Consider the following 20,101-nt stretch of genomic DNA (forward strand, 5'->3'; position numbering starts at 1 on the left):
CCCCGATGGAGGCCGGAGGCCTCCTAGGGGCGCGGGCTGTATCGATTTGCGGCTCCGCCGCGATGGGGGTCCCCCCGCTCGAGCGAAGTCGAGAGTGGGGGAGCGACCAGCCGCAACGCACCCGCAGCCACCACACGACATCGAACCCCGAGCTATTAGGCACCCTGCGCAACCAGCGGAACTACTCCGCGCCCTCGGCCGCCGAAGCCGACCGCTGCAGCGACCCGAGAACCGCAGCAGGCCGCGCATTCGGCCCCACCGCCTTGCCGATCTGCTGCTTGATATCGGCGCTGACCTGCGCCCAGGACGTCTTGGCTACGGGATACAGCTCGGCGTTCTCAAGCTCGGACAGGAACGGGTCGAGATCCTTGTCGTTCTTGTCCTCGGCCATCGCCTCTGAGGCGGAGGTGGTCACGGGCAGCAAGTCGTACTCGTGGGAGAACTCGAGCACGTTCTTCTCGCTGTAGACGAAGTCGAGGAACTCACCGATCTCCTCGCCGTTGCCGTTCTCCTTGAACGCCATCATCCAGTCGGCGACACCCATCGTGGCCTTGGCCCTGCCGTTGATGCCGGGCATCGGCACCATGCCGTAGTCCACGCCCTTCTTCTCGGCGGCCTGCATCAGCGAGGGGTGACCGTTCAGCATGCCGACCTCGCCGCGCGTGAACGCCTCGAAGGCGTCGGCGCGGTTGAGTTCGCCGGGCGGCGTCGGCCCGGTGAGGCCCTTGCCCACCAGGTCGTTCTTGAGCCAGTTGAAGGTGGAGATGTTCTCGTCGGAGTCGAGGCCGTACGAGCCCACGGTGCCGGTGTAGCCGTCGCCGCCGCTCAGCAGCCACATCATGGTCTCGGCCTGGGCCTCCTCGGGTCCGAGGGGCAGCGCGTACGGCGTCTCGACGCCGCGGGACTTCAGAGCCCTGGCGGCGGCGGCCAGTTCACTCCAGCTCTGCGGCGGGGTGAGGCCGGCCTCGTCGAAGAGCTCCTTGTTGTAGAACAGCAGCCGCGTCGAGGAGGCGAACGGCATGCCGTACTGCACCCGGCCCACCTCGCCCGCCTCGGCGAGTCTCGAGACGAAGTCGGCCTGGACGGGTATCGAGAGCAGTTCGTCGACCTCGTACAGCTGCCCCTTCGCGGCGTAGTCGGCGTACGCGCCGATCTGCGCCATATCGGGCGCCTCCCCGTCGGCGACCATCTGTTTGACCTTGGCGTCGACCTCGTTCCAGGAATAGACGCTGACGTCGACTTCTATGCCGGGGTTCTCTTTCTCGTACTCCTTGACCAGCTTGTCCCAGTACTTCTGGGAGCTGTTCGCCTCGGAGTCGCCGTAGTCGGCGGCCACCAGCTTGAGCGTGGTGTTCGGGGTGGCCCCGGTGTCGCCGGAGCAGCCGCCGAGTGCCGCCGTCACGCCCATTGCGGACACCATCGAGATGAAACCTGACACACGTCGCCGCACCGCTGTTTTCCCTATCTGTCGCACTCATCACGAAAGTTGAAGCCCGAACAACCGGAATGCCAAGGTCTACAATACTCGAGTGGACTAGACCTCTTGGGGGGTCAGAGGCGAGACTGTACCCCGTGAGACACGTCATCGCCCTCGATGTGGGCGGCACCGGGATGAAGGCCGCCCTCGTGGGGGCGGACGGCGCACTGCTGTACCAGGCCCGCCGCGCCACGGGCCGGGAGCGCGGCCCCGACGCCGTGGTGGAGTCGATCCTCGGCTTCGCAGCCGAGCTGCGCGCGCACGGCGAGCACCACTTCGGCGAACCCGCGTCCGCCGCCGGCATAGCCGTCCCCGGCATCGTGGACGCCGAGCGGGGCCTCGCGGTGTACGCGGCCAACCTCGGCTGGCGTGACGTACCGCTGCGGGATCTGCTCGGCGAGCGGCTGTACGGCGTCCCGGTCGCCCTCGGGCACGATGTGCGCACCGGCGGCCTCGCCGAGGGTCGGCTCGGGGCGGGGCGGGGAGCCGACCGGTTCCTGTTCGTGCCGCTCGGTACCGGGATCGCGGGCGCGATCGGTATCGACGGCCGGGTGGAGGCGGGCGCCCACGGCTTCGCGGGCGAGATCGGCCACATCGTCGTACGCCCCGGAGGCACCCTGTGTCCGTGCGGGCAGCGCGGATGCCTGGAGCGGTTCGCGTCCGCGTCGGCGGTGAGCGCGGCCTGGGCCGAGACGTCCGGTGATGCTCAGGCGGACGCGGCCGACTGCGCGAAGGCCGTGGAGTCCGGGGACCCCCGGGCGCTCGCGGTCTGGCAGGAGGCGGTGGACGCGCTCGCGGACGGCCTCGTCACCGCGCTCACCCTGCTGGACCCGCGCACACTGATCATCGGTGGCGGCCTGGCCGAGGCGAGGGAAACCTTGTTCACACCGCTACGGGCGGCGGTCGAGCGCCGGGTGACCTTCCAGAAGCTGCCCACGATCGTCCCGGCGGCGCTCGGGGACACGGCCGGCTGCCTGGGCGCCGGGCTGCTGGCCTGGGACCTGCTGGCCACCACACCAACTGCCCCCTCGGAGGTAACCACCTGATGGCCACTAGCAAAGTGCTCGCCGGTGCCCAGGTGGTGCTGCCCACCGGGATCGTGGACGGCGGACGCGTGATCGTCGACGGCACGCGTATCGCCGGGAGCGCTCCCGGCGACGCCGACGTACTGGACCTGACCGGCCACTGGCTGGTCCCCGGATTCGTCGACATCCACAACCACGGCGGTGGAGGCGCCTCCTTCACCTCCGGCACGGTCGACGACATCCTCAAGGGCGTCCACACGCACCGCCTGCACGGCACCACGACCACCGTCGCGACGACCGTCACCGTCGACATGGACGCGCTGGCCCAACGCGCCGGGCTGCTCTCCGAGCTGGCCGAGCAGGGCGACATCGCGGGCATCCACTTCGAGGGACCGTTCATCTCGCCGTGCCGCAAGGGCGCGCACTCCGAGGAACTGCTGCGCGACCCGGACCCGGCGGAGGTGCGCAAGCTGATCGACGCGGCGCGCGGCCAGGCCAAGATGGTGACGCTCGCCACGGAACTGCCGGGCGGCGTCGACTCCGTACGCCTCCTCGCGGAGCACGGGGTGATCGCGGCGATCGGGCACACGGACGCGACGTACGAGCAGACGGTGGAGGCCATCGAGGCGGGCGCCACCGTGGCGACGCACCTCTACAACGCGATGCCCGTCCTCGGTCACCGCACTCCGGGTCCGATCGCCGCGCTCCTGGAGGACGAGCGGATCACGGTCGAGCTGATCAATGACGGTACGCATCTGCATCCGGCGTCCCTCCAGCTGGCGTTCCATCACGCGGGCGCGGACCGGGTGGCGTTCATCACGGACGCGATGGATGCGGCCGGTTTCGGCGACGGCCGTTATCTGCTCGGCCCGCTGGAGGTCGAGGTCAGCGAGGGCGTGGCGCGGCTGGTGGAGGGCGGCTCCATCGCGGGCTCGACCCTGACCCTCGACCGTGCCTTCAAGCGGGCCGTCACCGTGGACCAGTTGCCCGTCGAGGACGTGGTCGCCGCCATCTCCGCCACCCCGGCCAGGCTGCTCGGCCTGTACGACCGGGTGGGCTCGCTGGAACCGGGCAAGGACGCGGACCTGGTGATCCTGGACGCGGACTTCGCCATCAAGGGTGTGATGCGCCGGGGAGAATGGGTGGTTGAGCCCCAACTGGGCTGATTCTGCCGTTTGTTGAGCCGGGCGGCTGGCCTGCGGAACTGGGCCGACCGCCGTCACCCTGGCATGATCGGTCATCCGGACAAGGGAAGCGCGCACGCGGGGGGAGGTCGGCCCAGGTGATCCTCACGGTCACGCTGAACACCGCTCTCGACATCACCTACCACGTACCGTCCCTGCGCCCGCACACCTCGCACCGCGTCACCGAGGTGACCGAACGCCCCGGCGGCAAGGGCCTGAACGTGGCCCGCGTGCTGGCGGCACTCGGCCACGAGGTGACGGCGACGGGTTTCGTGGGCGGGGAGACCGGGCGGGCCCTGAAGGATCAGCTCACGTCCACACCGGGCGTCGTGGACGCGCTGGTCCCGGTGACGGGCCCGACCCGTCGCACGATCGCGGTGGTCGACACGACGACCGGTGACACGACTCAACTCAACGAGCCGGGCCCGCTCGTCTCCCCCGCGGAGTGGCGCGCGTTCCAGGACGTGTACGAGGACCTGCTGCCCGCCGTCTCCGCGGTAGCCCTGTGCGGCAGCCTCCCGCCCGGCGTCCCGGTAGGCGCGTACGCCCAACTGGTTCGCGCGGCTCGGTCCTTGTCGGTCCCGGTCCTCCTCGACACCAGCGGCGAACCCCTGCGCCGAGGCGTCGCCGCCCGCCCCGACCTCGTCAAACCGAACACCGACGAACTGGCCGAACTCACCGGCTCCCACGAGCCCCTCCAGGCCACGCGGGACGCCCGCCGCCGAGGCGCCCACACAGTGGTCGCCTCCCTGGGCCCGGAGGGCCTCCTGGCCCTGAACGCGGAGGGCCGCTGGCGAGCGACTCCGCCTGGCCCGGTCGAGGGCAACCCGACGGGTGCGGGCGACTCGGTGGTCGCGGGCCTGCTGTCGGGGCTGGTGGAGAACTTGCCTTGGCCGGAGAGGCTGGCCCGCGCGGTCGCGTTGTCGACGGCGACGGTGCTGGCGCCTGCGGCGGGCGAGTTCGATGCCCGGGCGTACGAGGAGTTGGTGGGCCGAGTCGCTGTGAGCGAGGACGTCACAGCGGCGTGAGACCGCCTTCGGCCGATAAACACCCCACCCCCCAACCGCTTGGAACATATGATCGCCAGCGACCAAAGATCCACTTCTCGTTGGGGGAAGTTATGTACCGCGTAAGGAAGTTGGCGCAACTCGCAGCCGTCGGCGCCGCCTCGGTGGGCCTCGTCGCCTCCATGAGTTCCACAGCCTCGGCAGCCGATCGAGCCGGCGTCTGGCAGAAAAACGGCCACGATTTCACCATCCGTGCCAGTGCGAGCACCTCGTCCGCCAAGATCGCGACCATCAGGGATGCTGACACTAGGGTGCCTTGCACCACGACCCCGTGCACGAGAAATAACAGCGGCGGCTCGTACACCTGCTGGTCCGGCGGCCCTTCGGACAATGACTGGGTCAAGGTGACCTGGGGCGGCAGGACAGGCTGGGTAGCCATCATGTGCGTCGAGGGCGGACGTATCTGAAGGACCTGACACGATGGCCGTCGGAGCGCGCAAGCGCCTGGGCGGCCATCGGCGCGGATCCCCCTCCGGGCGCTAGTCCTTGACCTGGCCCTTCTTCAGCCACATCTGGTCCAGAAGCACATCGCACTTGTCCCCGGCCTGGCAGGCCAGCGAAATCGTATTGGTGCCCTTGTTGAGCGTGGGCCACGCGTAGGTCTTCTGCCAGCCGTTCTCGAAGCCGTCCTTGGCACCCGCGAAGTTGCTCATGTTCAGCTTGCTGCCGAACGGCTTGCCGTTGACGATGAGCGTCATCTCCTGGCGGTCCTTGTTGGCGACGCTGTATCCCGCGAAGAAGGTGTAGAGACCCTTCTCGGGGATATCGTCAACCGTCCAGGTGACCGTGGAACCGACCGCATTCAGCCCCGCCACGTACGTACCGCCCTCGGCACGGGAACCGTCGACGTCCGAAGCCACCTGCGCGCTGCCCCCGAGCTTCAGCGTCTTCGCGTCGATCTCCGGCAGCTTCACGTCCTCGTCTTTCGCCGGCTTCGAAGCCGACGCGCTCGGCTCGGTGTTCTGCCCCGCCGTCGGGGTCGGACCCGCCGCGTCGTCGCCCGCGTTCTCACCGTCGCCGTCACTGAGCATCGCGACCCCGATGCCGATCACGACGGCCGCGACCACAGCGATCGCGCCGATCAGGAGGCCCTTGGTGTTGGGACCACGGCCACGGCCGCCACCGCCCCCGCTACCGCCGCTGCCCGGCAGGGGCGTACGGGTCGTGGGCGTGCCGCCGGGGAACGTCTCCGGGGCCTGGTAGTGGGACTGACCGTACGTGCCCTGACCCTGCTGCGCCGGAGCCTGCGCGTACTGCGCGGTCGGGGCTGTCTGGGAAGCCTGCTGGGCCTGCTGGCCGTACTTGCGCTCGCCGACCGCCCGCACCCGGTTGACCGAACCGGGGTAGCCATAGCCGCCGCTTCCATCGGGCGGCGTGGCTCCGGCGGCCTGACCGTCGGCGTACAGATAGCCGAACGGGTCGTCGTCCTCGGGCGTGCTCGCGCCGCTGTTGCCGGGCGTCATCCCTAGGTCTCCTAAACGAGTGTGGTGCAGATGCGATGGGTGAGTAGAAGGGCGAGCCTACCCGCTCCACAGGCCCCAAACGGGTGACTCAGCTCGCACAACACCGCTGACCTGCGCCTCAGCCCGCACGCCGATGAGCTTTGGGACGAGACCGTTTCTCTACGTACATCCGCTCGTCAGCGGACTTCAACACTTCGTCCGCAGTCATCCCGCAATGTGCCCATCCGATGCCGAAGCTCGCACCGACCCGCATCGCGCGGCCGTCGACCCGGATCGGCTGGATGATCTCGTTGCGCAGCCGGACCGCGAGGTCCTGCGCGTCGGCCCGGCCGAGCCCGTCGGCGAGGACCACGAACTCGTCGCCGCCGAGCCGCGCGACCGTGTCCCCGTCCCGGACGCCGCTGCCCAGCCGCCGCGCCACCTCGATCAGCACGGCGTCGCCGGCGTTGTGCCCGAAGCGGTCGTTGATCGACTTGAAGCCGTCGAGGTCGCAGAAGAGCACCGCGAGGCCCTTCGTGCCGTCGTCCGTTTCGCCCTGCGGTGCGACGGTGTGCACGTGATGGTCGTACGCGTCGAAGGCCTCGGGACCCGGCCGGAAGTCGAAACCGTGCCCGTCCCCGTCGTACGCGGGCGCCAAGCCGTGTTCCCCGTACTCACCGTGCTGCGCGTAGGCCGCGTCCAGCGTGTCCACCGGGCCGGGGGCCACGGACGTGGGGCGGCTGCACAGCCGGGCGGAGAGCCGGGCGCGCAGTTCGGCGGAGTTCGGCAGTCCGGTGAGCGAGTCGTGCGAGGCGCGGTGGGCGAGCTGGAGCTCGCGGCGCTTGCGCTCCTCTATGTCCTCGACGTGGGTGAGCAGGAAGCGCGGCCCGTCGGTGGCGTCCGCGACCACGCTGTTGCGCAGGGAGACCCAGACGTACGTCCCGTCGCGGCGCCCGAGCCGCAGTTCGGCGCGCCCGCCCTCCGCGGACGTACGCAGCAGGGTGCCGATGTCCTCCGGGTGCACGAGGTCGGAGAAGGAGTAGCGGCGCATCGCGGAGGCGGGGCGGCCGAGGAGGCGGCACAACGCGTCGTTGGTCCGCAGGATGCGCCCGTGCTGGTCGCCGCCCATCTCGGCGATGGCCATGCCGGAGGGGGCGTACTCGAAGGCCTGGCGGAAGCTCTCCTCGCTGGCGCGCAGGGCCTGCTGCTCCCGCTCCAGACGGACGAGGGCCCGCTGCATATTGGCCCTGAGCCGGGCGTTGCTGATCGCGATGGCGGCCTGGAACGCGTACATCTGCAGGGCCTCGCGCCCCCAGGCGCCGGGAAGCCGTCCGTTGCGCGGGCGGTCGACGGAGAGCACGCCGATCAGCTCACCGCAGGCGCCACCGGGCACGCCGGGCGTGTACATGGGCGCGAAGAGGCGGTCGGAGGGGTGCCACTCGTCCTCGAAGCGAGGCGCGGGGCCGTCGGTGTACCACTGCGGAACGTCGTCGTCGTCGAGGACCCAGCCCTCGGTGTGGGGTATGAAACGCAGGTCGCCCCAGGCCTCGCCCATGCTCAGCCGGCGCTCCCAGGAGGCGCGGGAGCCGACGCGGCCGGTGATGAGCGCCTCGGCGGCGGAGTTGCCCGCGAAGGCGGCGACGACGAGGTCCCCGTCGGGGCGTACGAGATTGACGGCGGCGATTTCGTAACCCAGACCCGTCACGACTCCGTCGGCGACGGTCTGCAGCGTGTCGGCCAGGCTGCGTGCCGTGTTCATGTCGGCCATGACCTGATGCAGCTGCCGCAGGGTCGCAAGACGGACGTACGGCTCCGACTCGGTCTCCATGCTCGCTCTCCCCGAGACCTCGACAGCAACTCCAGAGTTGTCCGGGCTTCTCGCCTGTCTTCTCTCTCGTCTGTACTGATCGACTACCGACTATGGACTGGTCGCTTACTGATCGCCTGGCCGATCCCCGGATCGCCTATCGATTGCAGCGTCCCCGCCACTGAATCACAGCGCGCTGCCCACTCGGTACACAGGGTCAACAAAATATGGCCCTTGTGACTCAAGTCACAGCTAAAGATGAGCAGTTGAGTAGAGTTTCTGTGTTTTCACCGTGCGTTTTACTGAACGCGAATATGTCGAGCCTGTGAGGTTACCCCGGACCCGGCACGAACGTCGCCGGACGGCGGGCGGATGTCGGTGTCCGGACGGCGTCGGGCATCGGTCCTAGGTCCCGGCTCGGGCGCTGGTCCGATGCGCGGACCGGAGCGCGGAGACTAGCGTCTTGCGCGTGCTGACGACTCCTCCTGCCCCACGTATGCCCCTGACCCCCACCACCGACGGGCATGCTGATGGGGTGAGTGACGACGAGTTCCGCGCCGCCATGTCCCGGCTGGCCGCGGGCGTGGTGCTGGTGACCGCGCACGAGCCCGCGCTGGATCCCGACGGGCCGGGCGGTGAGGACGTCGGGATGACGGCGACCGCCTTCATGTCCGTGTCCCTGGACCCGCCCCTGGTCCTGGTCAGCCTGCGCGACGGCTCCCGCATGGACGACCTGCTCGCCGAACAGCCCCTGTGGGCGGTCTCGGTCCTCTCCGAGAGTCAGCGCCATATCGCGGGCCGCTTCGCCATGAAGGGCCGTATCTCCGACCGCCTCCTCTTCGAGGACATTCCGTACGTACGCGGAGAGGCCTCCGGGGCGCTGCTCGTGGGCGGCGCCCTGGCGACCCTGGAGTGCAGGACCGAGCAGCGGGTGCCTGCGGGCGATCACACGCTGGTGATCGGGCGGGTGCTGACGGCGTCGGTGCCGAGTGCGGACGGGGGGCCGTTGGCGTACTTCAAGGGGCGGTACCGGCAGTTGGGGTAGGCCGCCCTGTCCAGGTGAGCGGGTGGGTTACGGTCCCCAATCGCGCCCGGAGCGCCCGCGCTTGGTGTCGGACCGCTGCTTCTTCTGCCGCAACCGGCGTTCGTTGATGCCGCGGGGGATGCGGGTGGGCCGGCGGGGCTTGGGCGGCGGGGCGGTGGCTTCCGCGAGCAGGGCGGCGAGGCGGACGGCGGCGGTCTCGCGGTTGCGCCACTGGGAACGGTGCTCGGAGGCTCGTACGCTGACGACTCCGCCGACGAGCTTCGGGGCGAGCCGTTCGAGGGCGCGGGCCTTCCACACCTCGGGCAGGGCCTCCGTCTTCGCGAGGTCGAACCGCAGCTCCACCTGCGAGTCGCTCGTGTTGACATGCTGGCCACCGGGCCCCGAGGAGCGCGAGAAACGCCACGCCAGCTCGGCCTCGGGGAGCGAGACGGAGCCGCGGATGACGTAGGGACCAGACATGGCTCCATGGTCGCGCGTGTGTCCGGTCCACGTCACGCGCTTTTTCCAGGTCCCTGGGCCTCTCGGGTAAAGAAAGTAAAGTGGGCGGAACCCGGGGGACCCCCCGCGACGTTCATAGAAGTGACGGTAGCTTCGTCCCCGTACGAAGCACCGAGTTCAACGCACCGCACTTGTCGTACGTACGTCAACGAGGGAAGGACTCCCAACAATGGCTGTAAGCCTGTCCAAGGGTGGCAACGTCTCGCTCACCAAGGAGGCTCCGGGCCTGACCGCTGTCACCGTGGGCCTCGGCTGGGACGTCCGCACCACCACGGGTACCGACTTCGACCTGGACGCCTCGGCCATCGCGGTCAACCCCGAGGGCAAGGTCTACTCCGACGGTCACTTCGTCTTCTTCAACAACAAGCAGACCCCGGACCAGACCATCGTCCACACCGGCGACAACCGCACCGGTGAGGGCGCGGGCGACGACGAGGCGATCAACGTCAACCTCGCGGGCCTCCCCGCCGATGTCGACAAGATCGTCTTCCCGGTCTCCATCTACGACGCCGAGACCCGCTCCCAGAACTTCGGCCAGGTCCGCAACGCCTACATCCGCATCATCAACCAGGCCGGCGGCACGGAGATCGCCCGCTACGACCTCTCGGAAGACGCCGCCACGGAGACCGCCATGGTCTTCGGCGAGCTCTACCGCAACGGCGCAGAGTGGAAGTTCCGCGCGGTGGGCCAGGGCTACGCCTCGGGCCTCGTGGGGATCGCCCAGGACTTCGGCGTGAGCGTCTGAGGTTCGGCACGCCTGCTTTTGTCGGAGCCCCCGGTCACTTGGTGACTGGGGGCTCCGCCGTCACCGCTGCTGCTCGGCTTTGATGTGGCGTATGAGACATGCCAGACCAAGAGGGGGCATGGCGAGTACATCGGTGGGGGCGTCGCTTTCGCGGAGGAGGAGATGAGGGTCGATGTGGGCGATCTCTATGCAGTTCTCGCCGCCGGCCCCCGAGAAGGAGGATTTCTGCCAGTTCACAGGCATGGTGTGGGCTCTCACAATTCTCGCGCGATGTCGTGGATGAACCGTCGGGAGCGCTCGGCGTCGAGTGCTGCTCGCTCCGCGAGGTCCAACAGGGTGCCGTACTTCTTGAGCTGAGTGGCGATACTGAGGAAGACGCCGCCCACGGCGCTGTCCACCTGGACCGTGTCCAGTTGAGGGACAACTCCCCCGGCGTAGAAGACCGGCTGTGTGGCCTCGATGAAGTCTTCGCTCGTGAAGGGGATGACCTTCAGCGTGACGGTGGGCCACTCGGAGATCTCCAGCAGGTGGCCGAGCTGCGCCTGCGCGACCTTGCGCCCGCCGATCCGCATCCTCAGGGCCGCCTCGTGGATCACGACGGTGAAGGGCGGCGGAGCGTCGCGCTCGAAGACCTGGCGGCGCTTCAGCCTGAACTCCACGCGGACGTCCACCTCCTCGGTAGGCAGGGGAGGGATGTTGCCGCCGTAGATCGCCCGCGCGTAGTCCTCCGTCTGGAAGACGCCGGGGAGCGTCATCGGCTGGAGCGCACGCAAGTACGTTGCGTGGTGCTCCAGTTCAGCCATGTCCAGGAAGCCGGGGGCGAGGATCCCGCGATACGCCTCCCACCAACCCTGGCCACGAGATTCCCGGGCAATTGCGCACAACGCGTTGACGAGTTCGGCGTCATCGCACGCATAGAACACCGCCAGCCGTCGGATCCGCCCCTCGCTGATGCCCAGCCGACCCGCCTCGATGTGGCTGATCTTGGCCTGATCGGTCGACAGCAGGCCTGCGGTTTCGCGGGCCGTCCTGCCTGCGGCCTCCCTCAACTTCCGTAGTTCCGCACCCAGTCGGACCTGGCGAGCGGAGGGGTTGTCTCTCAGTGGCATGGGTTCCGTTCCTCTCGGCGTCCGAGTCTGCCGTGTCAGGACGAGCAGGGTCCACTCACTCGAGTGAACCTTCCGGGGCAACCTTGCCCCACTGCAAGGTTGCCCCTACCTTCGGAACGGTCAGCGCGCGGCATGCCAGTGAATCCGCAGTGCAGGCGCCCGCCTCACGGTGCCCGAGCCACGGTGGCCTTCGCCGCGTAACTCCTCGATACAGACAGAGAGTTGAAAACCATGAACAACAACGCCGATCCGCCGACGTACCAGCTCACCACCCCCAACTCGCCCCTCAGCCCGAAGATCTGCCGTGACACCGTCGCCATGCTCCTCGCCGCGAACGGCCACGCCCCGCACCTCGCCGACACCGCCCGTACCCTCGTGTCCGAAGTCGTCACCAATGCCGTACGGCACACCGGTACGCCAACCATCAGGCTGGAGACGGCAGTTCTGGCTGACGGCGTACGCGTGGCCGTCTACGACGACGGGCCTGCTGGGCTGCTGCTCCCTTCCGAAGCCGCAGAGGACAGCGAAGGCGGGCGCGGCTTACTCCTCGTACAAGCCCTCGCGCACACATGGGGCGTCGGCCCGGCGTACAGCCCCGGCCGGAACGGCAAACACGTCTGGTTCGAGCTTCAAAATCCCAGCGTGCCGCAGGAGGGATGACGTCTCGCGGGCTCACCACCCCTATCGCGCAAAACGTGAACACACAGGGGGAGGATGCCCTTCAGGTGCTCAAACGAGCGACGCTTGAACACCACGGCGAGAAGCGCTCACGCCCTGGGACCAGCACCCATAAGGCCGGTCGGCCGACTGCCGCGTCCGTCTCTGCAACACCCCATCCATGGTCGTGCCCCCGGCAACTCCCTGGCCCCCAGGGCCGCAGCCGGAATCCCCCAGGCGCCACCCTGAAGGTCGCCCTGATCTCATGGCATGGACCGCAGGGGCGGGTGCTGCGTTGTTATCCCTGAGGGCTGGAGCAGTGGCGGAGGTTCGGGGCCGGGATCCTCGGTAACAACGACGCCAGCGGCCGCGTGGTCGAAGCCGGCTGGCCAGCGAGTGTGCTCGCTGGCCAGTGCGCCGGTCAGACGTGCCTGGAGAAGGTCGGCCGTGCTCAGGTCGGAGCCACGCAAGTCGGCCAGGCGCAGGTCGGCATGGCGGAAGACAGCGCCGCCTGCATCGGCCTTGCGCAGGTTCGCCTCGCGGAGGTCGGCTTCGGTGAAGTCCGCGTCGCGCAAGTCGGTTTCGACCAGTCGAGCGCCCCGCAGGTCAGCCAGAACGCAGCGGGCCCGGCGCAGGATCGCCGTCTTGAGGTCGGCGTGCCGCAGGTTGACCGAGACGAGAGACGCCTGCGTCAGGTTGGCGTGGTACAGGCCCGCCGCCTCCATACAGGACCGGTCGAGGTTGACCTCATGCAGCCACAGCCCGTCGCAGTCGGCCCGACGCAGGTCCGTGACGCTGAGGTTGACCCAGGACTGCTCCCGGGGTTGCAGCAACAACACGCCGAGCCCGGTCAGCGCCACCTGGGCGTCGGCGGCACGAACCTCCAGCGGCGCGACGTCATTGATGGGCACGTCCGTCGCTGGAGCTTCCGGTCCGGCGGGCGGCCAGGGCAGGTGTGTACGCAGGTAAGCGGCCTGGATGGAGATGACGGCCTCGCGGTCGCGGGCGGAGTGCTCCGCTATCCGCCACAGCGCGTGGAGCCCGCCGATGCGCGTTTCCAGCTTGTCACTGCCAAGTTGATCGACGGCCGTGCTGAACCTATCGGTGACATAGCCCTCCTGGGTGGCGCGCAAGCCGTCCTGGCTGACGCGCAGTTGCCGCCATGTGGCATACGCGCCGAACAGCACGACCATGCCGCCCACGGCCTGCAGAAGTGTCGTACGGACGTCGTTCACCGCTTTCAGCCGATCCTGCGCGGCGACGCTCGCCCCGGCGAGATCATGGTCGACCACCACACCCGGCAGGACTACGAGCACCGCGCCCAGAACGGCCAGCCCCGCCGTCCCGGCCAGCAGGGCCGCGATCGCACGACGCCTGACCAGCCGGTCGCGCCACAGCCTGCGACCGCGGTCCGGCCCCCCTGTCTCCATGGGCATGGGAGCCTAGGCGCCGCTCAATGAAACGATCAAGGTGCACGACCAGCTCGGGTTCCTGCTCTCGCGGATGAGCGAGTCCCTGACTGACGTACACCGCATCGCGGAGAGTCGGGGCGTGCGGCCCTTGCGTGCCGCTGGAGGGATGACGGCTGGCGGACTCACGCCGCGGACGCGGCGCGCAGCAAGCGGAGTTGGCCGATCTCGGTGACGTTCTTCATCAGCTCTGCGTTCACCCAGGTGACCATGTGGGCGATGGTGTGCTCGGGGTCGTTCTGCCAGGGGAACGGGGCCGTGGCGTCCAGGTCGGTGTCGGTGAGGCGGTCCAGTACCGCCAGCCAGTCACCGCGGAGGCCGCGCAGCCACTCGACTGCCGCCGTCCCGTCACCCGGCCATGTGATCTCGGTCCGCTCCCGAGGCGTACGCCCCTGCGCGTGATCGATGCTCACGCTCCACCACCAGCCGATATGCCAGCTCAGCCAGCCGATCGTGGGGACCGGCACGGGCTCGGGCTCGGTGTCCGCCCAGTCCGGCACCCATGTCCCGTCTTGGTTCGGGCGCACCGTCCAGCAGCGAGGCCCGGGCTCCCACAGGAAGTCCTCGGGCTCCAGCCGCTCCAGGTGGTACTCGAAGAGCGACCAGGTCAGCTCGAACTGCCAGCGCAGCAGGTCATGCTGGGACGCGTTCATCGGTCGCCTCCGGCCAGGCTCGCAGGTGCCCACTCCTCGGCGAGGAGACCGAGGACGACTTCGTCGACGAAAGAGCCGTACACCCAGGCGGAGCGGCGCAGGGTGCCCTCGAGCGTGAAGCCGGTTCTGGTCGCGGCCGCGATCATGGGGGTGTTGTCGGCGAGGGTCTCGACTTGCAGCCGTTGCAGGCCGCGTACCGCGAAGCCGTACTCGCACAGGACACCGAGGACGTCGGCCGCCAGGCCACGTCCTCGGAAGGCGGGGAGCAGGGTGATCCCCAGGTGGGCCGTCCTGTTGTGCAGGTCGATGCCCCACAGCAGGGCCTGACCGGCCAACTCCTGCGACTCCAGCTCCTCCACAGAGAAGTACGCCCTCTCGTCCGACGGCTCGGCGCCCGCGGCGGGCGACTCCGCCGCGTCCGGCGGGAGGGGCCGCCACGGACGGGGGTCGGTGCGCGATCGCGTCACCACGTCCTCGTACAACTCGGCCTGGAAGACCGGGACATCACTGTCTCGCCGAGTGCGTAACCCGACCTTGCCGCCACGTATCACTCGCCCTTGCTATCCCAGATGCCATGGCCGGACAACGTAATTACCCGGCCGCGATCGACCCGGCGCAGGTTCTAACCTGCGGACATGTCCCTCGAACCGCGCACCCCACGTCCGGCCGCCCGTATCGCCGTACTCGACCCGGAGGGAGCGGTCTTCCTCTTCCGGTACGACAACGATGAGGTCGGCATCCACTGGGCCATGCCCGGCGGCGGTCTCGAACCCGGCGAGAGCCCGCGCGAGGGCGCCCTGCGCGAACTCCGCGAGGAGACCGGCTGGACCGACGTCACCCCCGGGCCCCTGCTGTGCATCTGGGAGCACGACTTCACACGCATGAATGTCCCCGTCCGCCAGCACGAGCACATCTACGTGGCGTACGGGCCGCGCCGCGAGCCGGACGGCGGCGACCAGATCCGCGCCTTGCGCAGCGAGGAAGGCATGCTGGGCTGGAAGTGGTGGACCCGGAAGGAGTTGGCCGACGCAGCGGAGTCCGTGTGGCCGCCGGAGCTGCCTCAACTGCTCGCGGAATTGGACGGGCGCGAGGCGTGACGCGCGGAACGCAGAGTGCGAGTCGTGACGCGGATGCGCTCAGGTCTGGTCCGGCTTTCCGTTCCCGTACAGCCAGTCCTCCCAGATCGCGCTGAAGTCCTTGTCCGGTGCCTGCTGTTCCACGTACGCCGTGAAGTCGGACGTGCTCGCGTTGCCGTGGCGGTGGGTGGCCGGCCAGCCCCGGAGGATGTCGTGGAAGGTGGCGTCGCCGACCGTTTCGCGGATCTTGTGGAGGACCATGGCGCCGCGCTGGTAGACGGGGTCGTCGGAAATGTGCGCGGCGCTCGTCGGGCTTGCGGGCGGGAAGGACCACAGGTCCTCATAGGTGTCCTCGCCGTGGTCGTACAGCGCGTCGAAGGTTTCCTGTGCCGTGTCGCCGCCGTGGTCCTCCTGCCAGAGCCACTCCGCGTACGTCGCGAAGCCCTCGTTGAGCCACATGTCGCGCCAGGTCGCGGGGGTGACGGAGTTGCCGTACCACTGGTGAGCCAGTTCGTGGACGAGGAGGGCGGTGTCGGGGGCGCCGGGGAAGACGGGGCGGTTCTGGGTCTCCAGGGCGTAGCCCACGTCGTTCGCGCTGTCGACGATCGCGCCGGTGGAGGAGAAGGGGTAGGGGCCGAAGCTCCCCTCCGCCCACCGCATGATCTCGGGGATACGGGCGAGGACCTTGGCGCTCGCCTTCGACTGGCCGGGGTCGACGGCCACGTACACCGGCAGGCCGTTCGCGGTCTTCGAGCGGCGCACGTCGTACTCGCCGATCGCCAGCGTCGTCACGTACGACGCCATCGGCTCCCCGACGTGCCAGGCGAACACCGAACGGCCCCGCTTCATCTCCTCGCGCCTCAACTCGCCGTTGGACACCGCCTTCAGGCCCTCGGGGACGGTGATCGCGATGTCGTACGTGGCCTTGTCGCTCGGGTGGTGGTTGCCGGGGAACCAGGCCATCGAGCCGGTGGGCTCGCCGAGGGCGAGGGCGCCGTCCGCCGTCCTCAGCCAGCCCTCCCGTGAACCGTCCGGGTCGGTGATCGTGTCGGGGGTGCCGGAGTAGTGGACGGTGGTGCGGAAGGTTTTCTTCCTGTCGAGGTCGTCGGGCGGGTGGATGGTCAGCTCGTGGTCGCCACTTTGGTGGAAGCGGGCGGGTGCGTCGTCCACTTCGGCCGCGGTGACCTTCATGCCCTTGACGTCGAGGTTGAACTCGCTGAGGTTCTGCTTCGCCCGCGCGTCGATCTCCGCGGTTCCCGTCAGGCGGCGCGAGGCGGGGTCGTAGGTCAGGGTCAGGGCGTAGTGGGTTACGTCGTAGCCGCCGTTGCCCGCCTTCGGGAAGTACGGGTCGTTCACGCCGGGGGCGCCGGTCGTGTCCCGCGCGCTGCCGGCGTCGCACGCCGGCAGGGTGAGCGCGAGGGCCAGGGTGGACGCGACGGCCGGTACGAATCGGGCGGGGCGGGGCACGTTCGCGATCCTAGAGGGATCGGGGCTGAGGGGCAGGACTGAGACGGGGGCTGGGATCGGGGCTGGGATCGGGGCACGTCAGGGCCCCACGCGAGCGTGACACCATCACGTACGTGCTCGACATCGGCTACGCCCTCTCCTCCCGCTTCCCGGATCCTCCGCAGACCGACTACCGCCGCGCGGACGTCCGCGCCCTGCGGCACGATCTGTTCTGCGGCGACGTCTATCTCGCCGACACCAAGGCGGACCGGGAACTGTCCACAGCCTGGGGATGGGTGCCGGTGCTCGACTTCGCGTGGGCGCTGTGCGACATCGTGGAGCGGATCGACCGGGATCCGGCGGGCTCGCGGGCCTCGCGCCCGCAGCGGGCCGAGCTGGACTTCACCGAGTCGACCGACCGGATGCTCTTCGAGCGGCGCTTCGGGTGGGTGGACATCGAAGCCGACTGGATGCCGGTGGAGGAGCCTGCGCTGACCTTTTCGCATGCCGAACTCCGGCGCGAGGCGCGGGACTTCTTGCACGATCTGATCGCCGATCTGTGCGACATGCATGACGCTCTCGCGGAGAACCCGGCGATCTGGACCCTCCAAGCCCGTTTCCCGAGGGTGCGCTGAACGGGGTGCGGGTGCGTGGGCGGACGGGCCGTCCATGGCGGGACATGCCGCCCGCAAGGAGCGACGGCGCCTGCGCCGACGCCGCAGGGCCCGACGCCGCAGAGCCCGACGCCGCGGAGCCCGGCTCCGCGCGGCCGGACTGGGGCACTCACGCGGCGGGGTGACCAGCAAGGTGCACCTGTCGCTTGAGGGCGGCCGCTGGGCGGTGCACGCGTGCATTCCGCAGTCTCACCGGCAGGGGCCCGTTAGTGCCGTTCAGTGTTGCGTGCCGGTCCTCGTCGGACGGCAGCTGCCAGCCTCGCGCCTTCGTCCTGGCTGCCGAACTGGCCCTACTCAGGCCTGGGTTGAGTACGTGTGCTCATACCCGGTGCCCGCTGCGCGGCCAGTATTGGTGCAACGGCGCGCAGCCGAGAGCGCCGGTCCGATCCAGCTGAGGCTGTTGGGGGAATTTCTCATGTCGCGACGTATCGTTTTGTCCGTGGCCGCCGGTGTCGTCGTCCTCGCAGGTACCGGAGCGTTCGCCGTTGCCCACGCCGGGGACCAGTCCCCTTCTGTGGCACACAGCGCTGCTCGCTACGCTGCCCCCGACGGCGACCGCGGCGGCTCGTTCACCTTCACCACTGACGTTACGGCGTCCTCCGGCGTCAAGGACGTGAAGGTCCTGGCCTGGCCGGCGAACTCGTCCTTCGCCAAGCAGGGGCTGACCGCCAAGGATATGGCCGCCGTGGAGTCGGCCGTCTGCAAGCCGTCCGGTGAGGACACCGCGCGCTGCACCTATACCGTCACCGTCAGCCGCGGCGAAGCGGACGCGTCCCCGCGCGGTCTGTGGCACGTCGCCGTCCTGGCCACCGCCGAGGACGGCGGCACGACGCTGGACACCAAGGCGGCCGACTTCACCGTGGCGTGATCCAGACGCACATGTGATCGTGGCATGTGTGCAGTTGGGGCCACGTGCGCTCTCATCTCCGGGGCAGAGGAAAGCAGTCGTGATGCCGGCGGACGAACCGTTGCGGGTTCCGCAGCCACCCTCCGGTGCAAGTCGGCAGGGCACCTAGCGGCGCAGGGTGGTCTCCCGCTCCAGATGCGACAGCTTCTCGGGATTGCGCACGGCGTAGAGCCCGGTGATGAGGCCGTCGTCGATGCGCATCGCCATGACGGTGTCGATCTCACCGCCCAGCCGGACGATCAGCGCCGGGTCGCCGTTGACCTGTGTCGGCTGCAGCGACATCGCGGCGGCGATCCTGCCCAGCACGTGGGCCACCTGGTCGGCCCCCACGACGGGCGCCAGTGCGGCCCGTACGACTCCGCCGCCGTCGGTCAGCAGGACGACGTCCGGAGCGAGGATGTCGAGCAGGCGTTGCAGGTCGCCCGTTTCGACCGCCCGCTGGAACGCCTCGACGGTGCGGCGAGTCTCGGCAGCGGAAGCGACCCCTCGCGGTCGGCGCGCGGCGACGTGGGCCCGTGCCCGGTGGGCGATCTGGCGGACCGCGGCCGGGCTCTTGTCGATGGCCTCAGCGATCTCGTCGTACCCGAGGTCGAACACGTCGCGCAGTACGAACACCGCCCGCTCGGTCGGGGTGAGGGTCTCCAGGACCAGCAGCATCGCCATCGAGACGCTGTCGGCCAACTCGACGTCCTCGGCCACGTCGGGCGCGGTCAGCAGCGGCTCGGGCAACCAGGGGCCGACGTAGGACTCCTTGCGCCGGCCGAGCGTGCGCAGATGGCTGAGCGCCTGCCGGGTGGTGATCCGGACCAGGTACGCACGCTGATCCCGCACGGTGTCGAGATCGACGCCCACCCACCGCAACCAGGTCTCCTGCAAGACGTCCTCTGCGTCGGCGGCCGAGCCGAGCATCTCGTAGGCGACGGTGAACAGGAGGTTGCGGTGGGTGACGAACGCCTGGGTGACGCTGTCCATGCGGTCGCCACGAGCGACCGGCTCGGATGTGTCCCTTGTCCGGTCGCTCATGGTTCGGTCGTCCATCGCCGGCTCCTCACCGTTCGCTCTCGACTGCGCCGTACACCAGACGCCGGCCCTCACCGCTTTGTGACGGCCACGATCGGTGACGCACGCCACATCACCGTGCCGTCACAAGGATCGGGCCGTCGGCATCTTGTGTTCGTCCAGTGCAGGAGCACGCAACTCCACGAGTGAGGACGACGTCATGGAACCCCGTTTCAACCTGTTCGACAGCCCGACCGCCGCGAAGGTCGCCAAGCGGTTCTACAACACCTCGTTGGCCCTGGAGGGGTCGACGCTGCCGAAGGCCCTGCGGGAGCTGGTGGAGCTGCGGGTCGGCCAGATCAACGGCTGCGGTTTCTGCGTCGACGTCCACACGAAGGAGGCCGTGGCCGCCGGTGAGACCGCGCTCCGGCTCAACCTGGTCGCCGCCTGGCGGCACAGCACGGTGTTCACCGAGGCCGAGCGGGCCGCGCTGGCGCTCGCCGAGGAAGGCACCCGGCTCAGCGACCACGGCGTGTCCGACGAGGCCTGGGCCGAGGTGCGCAAGCACTTCGACGACGACCAGGTCGGTGCGCTGGTCTGCCTGGTCTCCCTGATCAACGCGGCCACCCGGATGAACGTGATCGTGCGCAACCCGGGGGGCTCGTACGAGCCCGGCATGTTCGCCAGTACGTCGAGTACGTCGAGTACGTCGAGCTGACCGGCAGGCGAAACGCGGCCCGTCCCGGGATCGTTCGATCCGGGCCGGGCCCGCGCATGCCACTGACGACAAGGCTTCGCACGCCCACCCACGAACCCGACCG

The 20,101-nt window shown here is 69.2% G+C and carries 20 protein-coding genes and 1 pseudogene; 10 read left to right on the plus strand and 11 right to left on the minus strand.

What is annotated here, in order from left to right:
• Positions 1-181: 181 nt before the first annotated feature.
• Positions 182-1,420: an ABC transporter substrate-binding protein gene (locus ACGFNK_RS07035; RefSeq protein ID WP_393412733.1), complete on the minus strand. Its 1,239-nt coding sequence runs from the start codon at positions 1,418-1,420 to the stop codon at positions 182-184.
• A gap of 152 nt (positions 1,421-1,572) precedes the next feature.
• Between ACGFNK_RS07035 and ACGFNK_RS07040 the strand changes: the two genes are divergently transcribed.
• The 3 genes from ACGFNK_RS07040 (at position 1,573) to ACGFNK_RS07050 (ending at position 4,714) form a co-directional block, all read left to right on the plus strand.
• Positions 1,573-2,523 (plus strand): ROK family protein, encoded by a 951-nt coding sequence (locus ACGFNK_RS07040; protein ID WP_393412735.1) that lies wholly within the window; start codon positions 1,573-1,575, stop codon positions 2,521-2,523.
• The gene (gene nagA / locus ACGFNK_RS07045) at positions 2,523-3,668 is read left to right on the plus strand and encodes an N-acetylglucosamine-6-phosphate deacetylase (RefSeq protein WP_393412737.1); all 1,146 of its coding nucleotides are present in this window, start codon (positions 2,523-2,525) and stop codon (positions 3,666-3,668) included. Before ACGFNK_RS07040 ends, nagA begins: the two co-directional genes overlap by 1 nt.
• 116 nt (positions 3,669-3,784) lie before the next feature.
• Positions 3,785-4,714: a 1-phosphofructokinase family hexose kinase gene (locus tag ACGFNK_RS07050; RefSeq protein ID WP_393412739.1), complete on the plus strand. Its 930-nt coding sequence runs from the start codon at positions 3,785-3,787 to the stop codon at positions 4,712-4,714.
• A 518-nt stretch (positions 4,715-5,232) separates the two neighbouring features.
• Here the strand turns inward: ACGFNK_RS07050 and ACGFNK_RS07055 are convergent.
• Both ACGFNK_RS07055 and cdgB read right to left on the minus strand, forming a co-directional pair.
• Positions 5,233-6,216 (minus strand): carbohydrate-binding protein, encoded by a 984-nt coding sequence (locus ACGFNK_RS07055; protein WP_393412741.1) that lies wholly within the window; start codon positions 6,214-6,216, stop codon positions 5,233-5,235.
• Between the two features lie 118 nt (positions 6,217-6,334).
• Positions 6,335-8,023, minus strand: a complete 1,689-nt coding sequence (gene cdgB, locus ACGFNK_RS07060; protein WP_393412743.1) for a diguanylate cyclase CdgB — start codon at positions 8,021-8,023, stop codon at positions 6,335-6,337.
• 475 nt (positions 8,024-8,498) lie between these two features.
• On the opposite strand from cdgB, the gene ACGFNK_RS07065 reads away from it, so the two are divergent.
• Entirely contained in the window at positions 8,499-9,047 is a 549-nt protein-coding gene (locus ACGFNK_RS07065) for a flavin reductase family protein (RefSeq protein WP_393413271.1), read from the plus strand.
• Positions 9,048-9,074: 27 nt separating this feature from the next.
• On the opposite strand, the gene arfB is transcribed toward ACGFNK_RS07065, so the two are convergent.
• Complete coding sequence (gene arfB, locus ACGFNK_RS07070; RefSeq protein ID WP_393412745.1) at positions 9,075-9,506, minus strand: alternative ribosome rescue aminoacyl-tRNA hydrolase ArfB; 432 nt, start codon at positions 9,504-9,506, stop codon at positions 9,075-9,077.
• A gap of 208 nt (positions 9,507-9,714) precedes the next feature.
• Here arfB and ACGFNK_RS07075 point away from each other — a divergent pair, with 208 nt between their 5' ends.
• Positions 9,715-10,290, plus strand: coding sequence for a TerD family protein (locus tag ACGFNK_RS07075; RefSeq protein WP_386354595.1), 576 nt, complete (start codon positions 9,715-9,717; stop codon positions 10,288-10,290).
• Positions 10,291-10,350: 60 nt separating this feature from the next.
• On the opposite strand, the gene ACGFNK_RS07080 is transcribed toward ACGFNK_RS07075, so the two are convergent.
• Both ACGFNK_RS07080 and ACGFNK_RS07085 read right to left on the minus strand, forming a co-directional pair.
• The gene (locus ACGFNK_RS07080) at positions 10,351-10,527 is read right to left on the minus strand and encodes a DUF397 domain-containing protein (RefSeq protein WP_386354592.1); all 177 of its coding nucleotides are present in this window, start codon (positions 10,525-10,527) and stop codon (positions 10,351-10,353) included.
• A gap of 17 nt (positions 10,528-10,544) precedes the next feature.
• Positions 10,545-11,399 carry a helix-turn-helix domain-containing protein gene (locus tag ACGFNK_RS07085; RefSeq protein WP_393412748.1) on the minus strand — a complete coding sequence of 285 codons (855 nt, stop codon included), beginning with the start codon at positions 11,397-11,399 and terminating at the stop codon, positions 10,545-10,547.
• Between the two features lie 231 nt (positions 11,400-11,630).
• On the opposite strand from ACGFNK_RS07085, the gene ACGFNK_RS07090 reads away from it, so the two are divergent.
• Positions 11,631-12,059 carry an ATP-binding protein gene (locus ACGFNK_RS07090; RefSeq protein WP_386354586.1) on the plus strand — a complete coding sequence of 143 codons (429 nt, stop codon included), beginning with the start codon at positions 11,631-11,633 and terminating at the stop codon, positions 12,057-12,059.
• 260 nt (positions 12,060-12,319) lie between these two features.
• On the opposite strand, the gene ACGFNK_RS07095 is transcribed toward ACGFNK_RS07090, so the two are convergent.
• From ACGFNK_RS07095 to ACGFNK_RS07105, 3 genes are all read right to left on the minus strand, one after another.
• Positions 12,320-13,390, minus strand: coding sequence for a pentapeptide repeat-containing protein (locus ACGFNK_RS07095; RefSeq protein ID WP_393413273.1), 1,071 nt, complete (start codon positions 13,388-13,390; stop codon positions 12,320-12,322).
• A 260-nt stretch (positions 13,391-13,650) separates the two neighbouring features.
• Positions 13,651-14,178: a DinB family protein gene (locus ACGFNK_RS07100; RefSeq protein WP_393412750.1), complete on the minus strand. Its 528-nt coding sequence runs from the start codon at positions 14,176-14,178 to the stop codon at positions 13,651-13,653.
• The gene (locus tag ACGFNK_RS07105) at positions 14,175-14,729 is read right to left on the minus strand and encodes a GNAT family N-acetyltransferase (protein ID WP_393412752.1); all 555 of its coding nucleotides are present in this window, start codon (positions 14,727-14,729) and stop codon (positions 14,175-14,177) included. Before ACGFNK_RS07105 ends, ACGFNK_RS07100 begins: the two co-directional genes overlap by 4 nt.
• A gap of 96 nt (positions 14,730-14,825) precedes the next feature.
• Here ACGFNK_RS07105 and ACGFNK_RS07110 point away from each other — a divergent pair.
• Positions 14,826-15,275 (plus strand): annotated as a pseudogene (locus ACGFNK_RS07110) (NUDIX hydrolase); the annotation flags it as partial.
• A gap of 39 nt (positions 15,276-15,314) precedes the next feature.
• Here ACGFNK_RS07110 and ACGFNK_RS07115 read toward each other — a convergent pair.
• Positions 15,315-16,721 (minus strand): M1 family metallopeptidase, encoded by a 1,407-nt coding sequence (locus ACGFNK_RS07115; protein ID WP_393412754.1) that lies wholly within the window; start codon positions 16,719-16,721, stop codon positions 15,315-15,317.
• A gap of 113 nt (positions 16,722-16,834) precedes the next feature.
• On the opposite strand from ACGFNK_RS07115, the gene ACGFNK_RS07120 reads away from it, so the two are divergent.
• A complete protein-coding gene (locus ACGFNK_RS07120; protein ID WP_386354572.1) occupies positions 16,835-17,335 on the plus strand; it encodes a hypothetical protein in 501 nt (166 codons plus the stop codon).
• 454 nt (positions 17,336-17,789) lie between these two features.
• Positions 17,790-18,242, plus strand: a complete 453-nt coding sequence (locus ACGFNK_RS07125) for a DUF5707 domain-containing protein (RefSeq protein ID WP_393412756.1) — start codon at positions 17,790-17,792, stop codon at positions 18,240-18,242.
• Between the two features lie 144 nt (positions 18,243-18,386).
• Here ACGFNK_RS07125 and ACGFNK_RS07130 read toward each other — a convergent pair whose 3' ends face one another.
• On the minus strand, positions 18,387-19,304 hold the full coding sequence (locus tag ACGFNK_RS07130; RefSeq protein ID WP_393413275.1) for an RNA polymerase sigma-70 factor: 918 nt from the start codon (positions 19,302-19,304) through the stop codon (positions 18,387-18,389).
• A gap of 196 nt (positions 19,305-19,500) precedes the next feature.
• On the opposite strand from ACGFNK_RS07130, the gene ACGFNK_RS07135 reads away from it, so the two are divergent.
• On the plus strand, positions 19,501-19,998 hold the full coding sequence (locus ACGFNK_RS07135) for a carboxymuconolactone decarboxylase family protein (protein WP_393412758.1): 498 nt from the start codon (positions 19,501-19,503) through the stop codon (positions 19,996-19,998).
• Positions 19,999-20,101: the final 103 nt, after the last annotated feature.

The organism is Streptomyces sp. NPDC048825, from assembly GCF_043198355.1.
Classification (GTDB): Bacteria; Actinomycetota; Actinomycetes; order Streptomycetales; family Streptomycetaceae; genus Streptomyces; species Streptomyces xiangluensis.

Bases quoted from the DNA above. Each gene is read 5' to 3' on its own strand.
- ACGFNK_RS07090 (WP_386354586.1), top strand. From the start codon at position 11,631: ATGAACAACAACGCCGATCCGCCGACGTACCAGCTCACCACCCCCAAC.
- ACGFNK_RS07075 (WP_386354595.1), top strand. From the start codon at position 9,715: ATGGCTGTAAGCCTGTCCAAGGGTGGCAACGTCTCGCTCACCAAGGAG.
- ACGFNK_RS07100 (WP_393412750.1), bottom strand. From the start codon at position 14,178: ATGAACGCGTCCCAGCATGACCTGCTGCGCTGGCAGTTCGAGCTGACC.
- ACGFNK_RS07125 (WP_393412756.1), top strand. From the start codon at position 17,790: ATGTCGCGACGTATCGTTTTGTCCGTGGCCGCCGGTGTCGTCGTCCTC.
- ACGFNK_RS07035 (WP_393412733.1), bottom strand. From the start codon at position 1,420: ATGGTGTCCGCAATGGGCGTGACGGCGGCACTCGGCGGCTGCTCCGGC.
- ACGFNK_RS07055 (WP_393412741.1), bottom strand. From the start codon at position 6,216: ATGACGCCCGGCAACAGCGGCGCGAGCACGCCCGAGGACGACGACCCG.
- ACGFNK_RS07065 (WP_393413271.1), top strand. From the start codon at position 8,499: ATGCCCCTGACCCCCACCACCGACGGGCATGCTGATGGGGTGAGTGAC.
- ACGFNK_RS07135 (WP_393412758.1), top strand. From the start codon at position 19,501: ATGGAACCCCGTTTCAACCTGTTCGACAGCCCGACCGCCGCGAAGGTC.
- ACGFNK_RS07085 (WP_393412748.1), bottom strand. From the start codon at position 11,399: ATGCCACTGAGAGACAACCCCTCCGCTCGCCAGGTCCGACTGGGTGCG.
- cdgB (WP_393412743.1), bottom strand. From the start codon at position 8,023: ATGGAGACCGAGTCGGAGCCGTACGTCCGTCTTGCGACCCTGCGGCAG.
- nagA (WP_393412737.1), top strand. From the start codon at position 2,523: ATGGCCACTAGCAAAGTGCTCGCCGGTGCCCAGGTGGTGCTGCCCACC.
- ACGFNK_RS07130 (WP_393413275.1), bottom strand. From the start codon at position 19,304: ATGAGCGACCGGACAAGGGACACATCCGAGCCGGTCGCTCGTGGCGAC.
- arfB (WP_393412745.1), bottom strand. From the start codon at position 9,506: ATGTCTGGTCCCTACGTCATCCGCGGCTCCGTCTCGCTCCCCGAGGCC.